At 36.3% G+C, this 9,394-nt stretch carries 11 protein-coding genes and 1 pseudogene; 1 reads left to right on the top strand and 11 read right to left on the bottom strand.

Annotated elements, in window-relative coordinates; all coding sequences use genetic code 11:
* Nucleotides 1-179 precede the first annotated feature (179 nt).
* The 11 genes from yajC to safA all read right to left on the bottom strand — a co-directional run bounded on the left by yajC (nucleotide 180) and on the right by safA (nucleotide 8,766).
* Nucleotides 180-437 carry a preprotein translocase subunit YajC gene (gene yajC / locus GZ63_RS0116080; protein ID WP_029271322.1) on the bottom strand — a complete coding sequence of 86 codons (258 nt, stop codon included), beginning with the start codon at nucleotides 435-437 and terminating at the stop codon, nucleotides 180-182.
* 17 nt (nucleotides 438-454) lie between these two features.
* A complete protein-coding gene (tgt, locus tag GZ63_RS0116075; protein WP_029271320.1) occupies nucleotides 455-1,594 on the bottom strand; it encodes a tRNA guanosine(34) transglycosylase Tgt in 1,140 nt (379 codons plus the stop codon).
* A gap of 44 nt (nucleotides 1,595-1,638) precedes the next feature.
* Complete coding sequence (gene queA, locus GZ63_RS0116070; protein WP_029271318.1) at nucleotides 1,639-2,667, bottom strand: tRNA preQ1(34) S-adenosylmethionine ribosyltransferase-isomerase QueA; 1,029 nt, start codon at nucleotides 2,665-2,667, stop codon at nucleotides 1,639-1,641.
* Nucleotides 2,668-2,689: 22 nt separating this feature from the next.
* Complete coding sequence (locus GZ63_RS0116065) at nucleotides 2,690-2,887, bottom strand: DUF2905 domain-containing protein (protein WP_029271316.1); 198 nt, start codon at nucleotides 2,885-2,887, stop codon at nucleotides 2,690-2,692.
* Nucleotides 2,884-3,888 carry a Holliday junction branch migration DNA helicase RuvB gene (gene ruvB / locus GZ63_RS0116060; RefSeq protein WP_029271314.1) on the bottom strand — a complete coding sequence of 335 codons (1,005 nt, stop codon included), beginning with the start codon at nucleotides 3,886-3,888 and terminating at the stop codon, nucleotides 2,884-2,886. Before ruvB ends, GZ63_RS0116065 begins: the two co-directional genes overlap by 4 nt.
* A gap of 16 nt (nucleotides 3,889-3,904) precedes the next feature.
* The gene (gene ruvA, locus GZ63_RS0116055) at nucleotides 3,905-4,510 is read right to left on the bottom strand and encodes a Holliday junction branch migration protein RuvA (protein WP_029271312.1); all 606 of its coding nucleotides are present in this window, start codon (nucleotides 4,508-4,510) and stop codon (nucleotides 3,905-3,907) included.
* A 117-nt stretch (nucleotides 4,511-4,627) separates the two neighbouring features.
* Nucleotides 4,628-5,359 (bottom strand): YebC/PmpR family DNA-binding transcriptional regulator, encoded by a 732-nt coding sequence (locus GZ63_RS0116050; protein ID WP_029271310.1) that lies wholly within the window; start codon nucleotides 5,357-5,359, stop codon nucleotides 4,628-4,630.
* Between the two features lie 110 nt (nucleotides 5,360-5,469).
* On the bottom strand, nucleotides 5,470-6,015 hold the full coding sequence (locus tag GZ63_RS0116045; protein WP_029271308.1) for a YhcN/YlaJ family sporulation lipoprotein: 546 nt from the start codon (nucleotides 6,013-6,015) through the stop codon (nucleotides 5,470-5,472).
* Between the two features lie 51 nt (nucleotides 6,016-6,066).
* A complete protein-coding gene (gene nadE, locus GZ63_RS0116040; RefSeq protein ID WP_029271306.1) occupies nucleotides 6,067-6,825 on the bottom strand; it encodes an NAD(+) synthase in 759 nt (252 codons plus the stop codon).
* A 26-nt stretch (nucleotides 6,826-6,851) separates the two neighbouring features.
* Nucleotides 6,852-7,811, bottom strand: a complete 960-nt coding sequence (locus GZ63_RS0116035; RefSeq protein ID WP_029271304.1) for a phosphotransferase — start codon at nucleotides 7,809-7,811, stop codon at nucleotides 6,852-6,854.
* On the bottom strand, nucleotides 7,804-8,766 hold the full coding sequence (gene safA, locus GZ63_RS18770) for a SafA/ExsA family spore coat assembly protein (RefSeq protein WP_051681529.1): 963 nt from the start codon (nucleotides 8,764-8,766) through the stop codon (nucleotides 7,804-7,806). The genes GZ63_RS0116035 and safA overlap by 8 nt, the downstream gene beginning before the upstream one ends.
* Before the next feature lie 412 nt (nucleotides 8,767-9,178).
* On the opposite strand from safA, the pseudogene GZ63_RS18220 reads away from it, so the two are divergent.
* A pseudogene (locus tag GZ63_RS18220) lies at nucleotides 9,179-9,394 on the top strand (transposase); the annotation flags it as partial.

Genomic DNA, 9,394 nt, shown 5'->3' with positions numbered 1-9,394 from the left:
TTTTTTAGTACAATATTTAGGATACCAACAGATTTTTTCATTTGAACAGGCACTTCATCACGTTGGCTACATTGCAGCAGCACTATTCGGTGGTGTGATAGGAGTAAATGTTGTTGCAAATGATGAAGCATGAAGAATGGAGTAGAAGGAGGCCAATGTCCTCCCTCTACTCCATTTTATTAATTATTTTTGACTTCGCGAATTGCTGAACGATCATATGTAAGTTTTGTACCTTCCGTAACAATTACTACCGTCGATTCATCAATTGCATGAATTTCACCATGTAAACCACCGATGGTGACAATAGCATCACCTTTTTGTAAATTATCTTGCATTTGTTTTACTTGCTTTTGACGTTTTTGCTGTGGTCGGATAAGCAAAAAGTAAAAAATCACAAACATTAATGCAATCATAATAAAGGGAGACAATGCTTCCATTTAAGTTCCTCCTTTCGCTAAAAGTTTTTTGCATTAGGCTGATTCAAGCCATATTGTTCAAAGAATGCTTTTTTAAAGTCGCCAAGTCGATCTTCACTTATCGCTTTTCGAACTTTCCTCATTAAGTTTAACAGAAAATATAAATTATGATAAGTAGTAAGCCTAAAACCGAATGTTTCGTTACATTTGATCAAATGCCTAATATAAGCGCGTGAATAATTTTTGCAAACATGGCATTCGCATTTTTCGTCGATCGGGCGAAAATCGCGGGCATATTTTGCATTTCTAACTACAAGCCGACCAAATGAAGTCATGCACGTTCCGTTACGCGCAATCCGAGTTGGAAGTACACAGTCAAACATATCGATTCCGCGTATAGCTCCGTCAATCAATGAATCCGGTGAGCCTACCCCCATTAAATAGCGTGGTTTGTTACTTGGCATAAGTGGTGTTGTAAACTCCAACACCTCATTCATGATATGCTTCGGCTCACCAACGGAAAGACCGCCAACTGCATATCCGGGAAAATCTAAGGATGTTAAATCTTCTATACTTTGCTTTCTTAAATCCTCATATTCGCCTCCTTGGATAATGCCAAATAATCCTTGATCATTTTGCCTTAGATGTGCCTCTAAACATCTCTCCGCCCAACGTGACGTTCTTTCTACAGATGCTTTCATATAATCGTATGTCGCAGGATATGGGGGACATTCATCAAATGCCATCATTATATCTGAACCAAGGACATTTTGAATTTGCATCGCTTTTTCAGGAGATAAAAATAATTTTTCCCCGCTTAAATGATGGCGAAAATGAACCCCTTCTTCTTTGATCTCACGCCTGTCACTTAAACTAAAAACTTGAAAACCCCCTGAATCTGTTAGAATTGCTTTATTCCAATTCATAAATTGATGTAAGCCTCCAGCTTCACCAATAATATCATCCCCAGGTCTTAACCATAAATGATAGGTGTTGGAGAGAATAATATTTGCATTCAATTCCTCCAGTTCTTCAGGACTCATTGTTTTTACTGTGGCTAATGTGCCAACAGGCATAAATGTGGGGGTATCAAATGAGCCATGGGGGGTGTGGACTCGTCCAAGACGGGCTCCAGTTTGTTTACAAGTTTTCATTAATTCATATGTTATCGGCTTCATTTTAATTCGATCCTTTTCTTTTAAAATATCAGCATATAAGCTTTTTATAAAATTAACATGGCATCTCCGAAGCTAAAGAAGCGATAGCGGTTCGTTACGGCCTGCTCATATGCCTGTAGAATAATTTCTCTATCTGCAAACGCACTTACTAACATGAGCAACGTTGATTTTGGTAAATGGAAATTTGTTAGTAGGCCGTCAACGGCTTGAAATTTGTAAGGCGGGTGAATAAAGATATCTGTCCATCCGCTTGAGGCTACAAATGTTCCATCGTTTTTTCCAGCGATTGTTTCCAGTGTTCTGGTCGATGTTGTTCCTACCGCAATTATTCTTCCATTTTTTTCTTTTACTTCCGTAAGTAGCTGAGCTGTCTCTTCAGACATATGATAAAATTCCGCATGCATCTCATGTTCATCAATTTTTTCTGCGCTTACGGGACGGAAGGTACCAAGTCCCACATGAAGTGTAATAAACGCTAGTTTTACCCCCATTGCTTTTATTTCTTCTAATAGTGCATTTGTAAAGTGCAGACCAGCTGTTGGGGCTGCAGCTGAACCTTCCTCTTTAGCAAAAACAGTTTGATAACGTTCTCTCTCTGGTAATTGTTCTTTAATATAAGGGGGTAATGGCATTTCTCCCAATTTATCTAACACTTCATAAAAAATTCCCTCATAAGTAAAATGAAAAATACGTCCGCCATGGTCCTTAATTTCAGTGCAAGTCGCACGTAATTCACCATTCCCAAATATCATTTCTGTTCCTAATTTCACTTTTTTTGCAGGCTTTGCAAGCACTTCCCAATAATTTTGCTCCTTTTGGTGAAGAAGTAATATCTCTATTTTTGCACCTGTATCTTCCTTTACTCCATAAAGTCGTGCTGGAAGTACACGAGTATCATTTAAAACAAGACAGTCTCCCTTTTTAAGGTAGTTCTTAATATCGGAAAAATATTTATGCGTTATTTTTCTTGCTTTCCTATTTAACACTAGTAGACGAGAGGAATCTCTCTCCTTTAATGGTGTTTGAGCAATCAGTTCTTGGGGCAAATTAAAGTCAAAGTCGTCTATATTCATATGCTGTTCTCCTCACTAACTTCTAACGGAACTTTCCAATTATAAATAAAATAAGCGATAATATTATACTTATGACAATCGATGTCATAATAGGAAAATGAAAAGACATATTTCCCTTTTTGAAGCTAATATCGCCAGGAAGCTTTCCAATAAATGTCCAAATAATCCCAACTACAATCAATAGAACTCCGATTAAAATAAAAAGCTTTCCAGGGTTCATTCCTGCGCCTCCGTTTTTAAACCGAAATGGTTGTAAGCTCTGGGGGTTGCAATTCTTCCTCTCGGCGTACGCTGGATAAAGCTAATTTGCAGCAAATATGGTTCATATACATCTTCTATTGTTTGGGGTTCCTCACCAATAGTTGCTGCTATCGTATCTAAACCTACAGGTCCACCTTTAAAATCCTCAATAATCCCTTTTAAAAGTTTATGATCAATGTGATCCAAACCAACATCATCAACTTGAAGCATATTTAAAGCTAAATCCGCTGTTTCTAAACTTATTGTCTTTTCTTCTTTTACTTGTGAAATATCACGAATGCGCTTTAAGAGCCGATTGGCTATCCTAGGTGTACCTCTTGCTCTGCGAGCGACTTCTATTGCTGCTTCTTTTGTTATTGACGTTTGGAAGATATCTGCAGACCGCTTAACAATTTCACAAAGATCAACAGCTTCATAAAATTCTAGTCTGCTCAATACACCAAAACGATCCCTCAATGGAGCTGATAGCAATCCTGCTCTTGTGGTGGCGCCCACCAAGGTAAAAGGGGGTAAATCAATGCGAACTGATCTTGCACTAGGACCAGTACCAATAACAATATCAAGAAAGAAGTCTTCCATAGCTGGATACAAAATTTCTTCAACAGCACGTGGGAGTCTATGAATTTCGTCAATAAACAGAACATCACCCGGTTCTAGTGAGGAAAGTATTGCTGCTAAATCACCGGATCGTTCAATAGATGGTCCTGATGTTGTCCGAAACTCCACACCCATTTCATTTGCAATGATTGCTGCTAAAGTTGTTTTCCCTAAGCCGGGAGGGCCATATAACAATACATGATCTAAAGGTTCCTCGCGCATTTTCGCTGCCTGGATAAAAATGCCTAAATTTTCCTTTATTTTTGATTGACCAATATATTGACTTAATGTTGTGGGGCGAAGACTAAGCTCATCAGAAGCATCTTCTGCTTGAAATTCACCTGTGACCATTCGATCCTCCATTATTATCCCCCATTTGTTAGTTTTTCATAAATAAATTTAACGCTTTACGTATGAGTTCATCTGTGCTCACATTCTGATCTTTTGGCAATTTTGGCAGCACTGCTTTAATTTCTTTTTCTGTATATCCGAGAGCTTTCAATGCCTCTTGTGCTTCTTTCAAACTATCTGCATTTTCCTGATTAGTATCTACTTTGCTTTCCGATTCATGCGCAATCGATATCATTGAAGTTAATTTCCCCTTAAGATCAAGGATTATTTGCCTCGCTGTTTTTTTACCAACACCTGGAAACTTCGTTAAAAATTTTTCGTCCTCACGTTCCACCGCAGAAACAAATGACTCCACATCAACGCTGCCTTGAATTGCTAAAGCTCCTTTTGGTCCTATTCCCGAGACAGAGATGAGCCTGGTAAATAAATATTTTTCATCTTCATTCTTAAAACCATACAAAACTTGAGCATCATCTCGTACATGATGATATGTATAGATCTTCATTTCTTGATTTATTGATGATTGAAACATGAAGGGATCAGCACAAAATATTTCATACCCAACCCCATGCACATCAACTATGATAGACTCTTCTAATATGTATGTAAGATTACCTTTTATAAATGCAATCATTGACCTTCTCCTTTACACTCCTTCTTCTATATTAACATATTTACACATAGAAGATGTAGTAAAGTGAAACTTCCACCTCTTAAATAAAAGAAATGGAAGTTTACATAATGTGCCTATTTAACTGGAAATTTCCATGTTGTGAAAAACATCTTGCACATCTTCACTTTCCTCAAGCATATCAATCAAATTCATCATTTTTCCCTCATTATCTTCATCTATACTGCTATATGTTTGAGGAATCAATGTAATTTCTTCATCCGCTAAGCTATACCCAGCTTCCCGTAGATATGCGCAAACAGCTTCAAAGCTGTCAGGAGACGTAAAGATTTCAAACGCTCCATCTTGAACGGCTATATCATCCGCTCCAGCCTCTATCGCTTCCAGGGTCATTTCATCTTCATCAATTTTTCCATTTTCATTTAGAATAATAATATAGCCTTTGCGATCAAACATAAATGAAACACAACCGTTCTCGCCTAAATTACCATTATTTTTATTAAAGGCATGCCTAATTTCTGCCGCAGTTCTATTTTTGTTGTCAGTTAGTACTTGAACAATGACAGCGACACCTCCGGGGCCATATCCCTCATAGGTAATTTCTTCATAACTAGCGCCATCCAATGTTCCGGTTGCTTTTTTAATAGCCCGATCTATATTATCATTTGGCATGTTGTCCGTTTTTGCTTTATCTATCGCTAATCGTAAAGCAGGATTCATGTCAGGATCTCCCCCACCTTGTTTGGCAGCTGAGTATATTAACTTTGCATGACGCATAAAAATTTTACCTCTTTTGGCATCTTGCGCATTTTTTCTTCTTTGTATATTATGCCACTTAGAATGACCTGCCATCGGACATTCTCCTCTCTAAAAAATTCCTTTTTTAGTATATCAAAAATACGATGATATGGTAAGTAAAATTCAATCATACTTAAAAAAACCTTTGTAGTAAAACAAAGGTTTTAATCTATATTATTATCTCCATTATCCTTATTTCTTATCGTTGAATCTAAATTTTTCATTTGGTTCCAATGAATATTATCCGTATATACAACTATTTCTTTATTTGGTGATAACTTGCTGACTTCTTTTTCTATATCATTTACAATATTTTGGTTGTCAATTTGTTTACTTTGCTCATTCAACATAATCCCTACTATAACACTTTTCTCAGTTGTAGCTACTTGTGTTTGTTTAATATCTTTTCGTTTTGAAAGCTGTTCGGATATTTTTTTAGCTTCATCTGTTGTAAAAATATCCGTATTATGATTTCCATCTTTACCTGAGTTAATTCTTTCGGGGTTATCCCCTTTATAATAATCATTTTCATTTGTATTCTGTTTATTTACCCCTAAGCGATTTTGCTCTTGTTCTTTTGTCTCGTAATTAATTGGATGTGTTGTCTCATTGTTACTCCCTGTTTCATTTTTTTCATCCGTATTCATATTTGTACATCCAATAGTAAAAAGCATAATAATACTTATTGTTGTTATTATTTTTGCTTTCATTAAATAACCTCCCTTACATTTAGTTTGTTTAAGGAAGATTATTTTACACAGTTAAATTAAGGAAGTTCTATCTATCCGTTTATATTTCGAGACAAGGCTTCGTTTATGATTTGTACGTTTATGCATACTTTCAATAATTTCTTCATCTGCTTCAGGGATTTTTTCACCTTTTAAGTAGGCGTCAATTTTATCATAAGTTATTCCCATTTCATCTTCATCCGTTTGACCTTCCCATAAATCCGCACTAGGATTTTTATGAATAATTTCCTTAGGAACGCCCAAAATCGAAGCCATTTGTCGTACTTCTTCTTTAGTAAAATCAACGATAGGTAAAATATCTACTCCACCATCTCCATACTTAGTGAAATATCCTGTATACCACTCTGAAGCGTTATCTGTTCCAACAACTAAATAATTGTAATTGGTCGCAATTGTATATAATGTACTCATGCGCAATCTTGCACGTAAATTGGCGTCAGCAAGTTGTTCATTTTCTTGCTTAAAATCATTTTCTTGCTTCAATTGCTCTTGTATTTGTGAAAACAAAAGTTCATGTGTCTTTGATAAATCGATGTTTAAGCCTTTTATATCACAACTTTTTAATACGTTATGCGCATCTTTCATACCTTCAGGATTACTATTCAACGGAAGAATCACGCCTAATGATTCATCTGGAAATGCCCGTTTTATGAGGTGAGCAACCACAGCTGAATCAAGGCCGCCACTTACTCCTACTAATAAACCATTAACTTTTGCAAGCTTTGCCTGTTTCTGTAACCATTTAACTATATCTTCAACTATTTTCTCCACAATTACAGCTCCTTTATATGGAATAACTATAATGATTTTAGCATTGATTTAGCATTTTTCAAAAAGAACTGGCGCTTTCCCCATGTTTTTTCCATTTGTGATAAATATTGTTTTCTTGCAAACGATGAACCATAAGAAAGAAAGAACATCCATTCTCTAATCATATCACTCGGAATCATAATAGAGGTTAGCCATTTCTTTTGATTTTTATCTTTAACCATTTGATATGAACATAACTCATTAAGGTCCCAATTGATATAAGGCAAAAAGCGCTGACCTAGCTGGATATAATCATATAATTGTGTTCCACATGACAATAAATCAAAATCAATCATATATGTTTGTTCATTTTGAATAAAGTTATGTGAAGCAACGTCTCCATGAATCCATTTACCATGAATGTTTGCATCTTTTTCATTCTTATCCCAGGAAAGATTTTCTGCTGTTTTTAAGTAATAGTGCATGGTTGTTACCATATCCTTATACAACATTTCAAAACCATTTTTCTGAAAGACATGCTCTGTTTTTTTAAAAGCAGCTAACCTGTGCTTCCAACGTAAAATAAATAAATCTTTTTTTATTTGGTTGGGAAAGTAAATATGATTTGCTTTTTTATGGAAAGCATGTAATGTCTTAATTGCTGTAATTCTGTCCTTTTTATGCTGGTAATCTAGCTGTCTACCTCGCACGAAAGGGGCAATGGTCCAAAAATAGTTCCCATCTGTAATTGTCTTTTTTCCATTTGGATATTTAATAAAAGGAATAACAAAAGATGCTTGTAATTGTTCAAAAAAATGCCATTGTTGTTCAATCACTTTCAACTTTCGGTATGATTTTAAAATAAGTGCTTTCCCCAAAGCGGATTCTATATAAAAGACATGATTTTTAATAGGAGTTATCCTTTGAACCGTTAATTCTCCTTCCTTACGTAAAAAAGAAGAGAGACGAGCTTTAAGGACTTCGTCTCTTTGTTTAAACTTATTCACCTTTTGAATTATCCTTATCCCTCTGAGGGTCAAGTCCTGAACCTGGAAACTCAGGAGGTGTTGGATACATATGATTAGGATGGTCGGAATCATACCAACTTTGCGGTTCATGTAAATAATCCGGCTCAAAATATGATGCATGAGAGACAGGGCGGAATGGATAGCCATGCTGCACTTCAACAGGATTAGTATGGATTGGGAAATTCAATGGATGATACTGATGATCCATGCAATCATAATGATTTTCATATTTTGGATAACCTGGTTTTACTCCCATTTCAATGCTTGGAGATGGGCAATCATAATATTCAAAATTTCCTTTATCAGCTGAGTGCATCACCTGCTGCATAGGCATGTGATGATATGGATGTGGTGGCCCTCCCCCCATATTTTCAGAAAAGTGTGCATGATATGCTCCAGCGTGACATGGATTCTTCATATGGCAACAACATACTGGTATTATTTGCACGGGTATAGGTTGAAACATCATTTGCTGATCTTGTAATGGCATCTCTCCTTTAGGAAATTGCGGTTCTTGTTGTACTTCTGGATAATTATTTGGTGTTGTCTGTAATTCGTGTTCTTGTAGTTCGGGCATTGGCATTTGTGGCATTTCCATCTTGGGCATTTCTGGTTTTTTTGATAGATCCATTTTGGGTTTCTCCACTTTGACCTCTTTTGGTTTTTTATGATCATCTTCCGCAATTGTTGGAAGAGGCTTTGGGGATATATCCTTATATGGATGCTCTAAATGGGATTTTTGCTTCTCCTTTGGTACCTTACTTTCTTTTTTGACCACTTTTGTTGAGCTAGGTATCTTTACTTTCATACCTGGCATAATCATATCTGGGCTTGAGAGTTGTGAATTAATTTGTTTCATTTCTTCGAAATCAACATTATATTTTTTTGCGATTTCCCACAACGTATCTCCTTTTTGTACGATATGGATTTTCAAGCAAATCATTCTCCTTTCGTTTTTCACTATGTGGGCTATTTGCTCTTTACCAACATATGCATATAATCCGAAAAAGTTGAAACTTATATCTACTTTTATGCGACAATCAAAATAATCTTGTCTTCAAACTAAAAATAAAAAGACTGGGACAAAACCCCAGTAAATGTAAAAAAAGTTCGGGAGTCCCATCTCTAGATGGAACTCCCGAACTTTTTCATTTTACTTTTCCGTGCGATTTATACTTATTTAGTAATCCCGTTGATTTGCACTGCAGGTGGCTGCTTTCCGCGGGCACGGCCTCAGCCTCCTTGGAAGAAAACCACTTCCTGCGCGGTCTTCAGACCCGTTCTTTTCTCGCAGGCGGGAGTCAGCCACCTTTCGTTCCAGTCAACGTAATAGTGGGCTAATTTTCAAAATTTACGATAACGAGAAATGGGAGCAACAAAAAGAATATATAAGACAGAAGCTTTTCAGAAGGGAAAACTGGGGAGATCTGGAAAACGTAAAATAGATGTGGACCAGTCTTCGGATTTTTGAAAGCTAATTTGTATTTCATACGTTTTTCAGTGAAAGGTAAAGAAAAGGTAGAAAATGAATTACGATTTGTGTTCATGGCAGTAAACTTAAG

It is taken from the genome of Virgibacillus alimentarius (genome assembly GCF_000709085.1).
Lineage (GTDB): Bacteria > Bacillota > Bacilli > Bacillales > Amphibacillaceae > Virgibacillus_B > Virgibacillus_B alimentarius.
The sequence above is the reverse complement of the archived record's forward strand: the minus strand, read 5'-3'. Positions and strand labels throughout refer to the sequence as shown.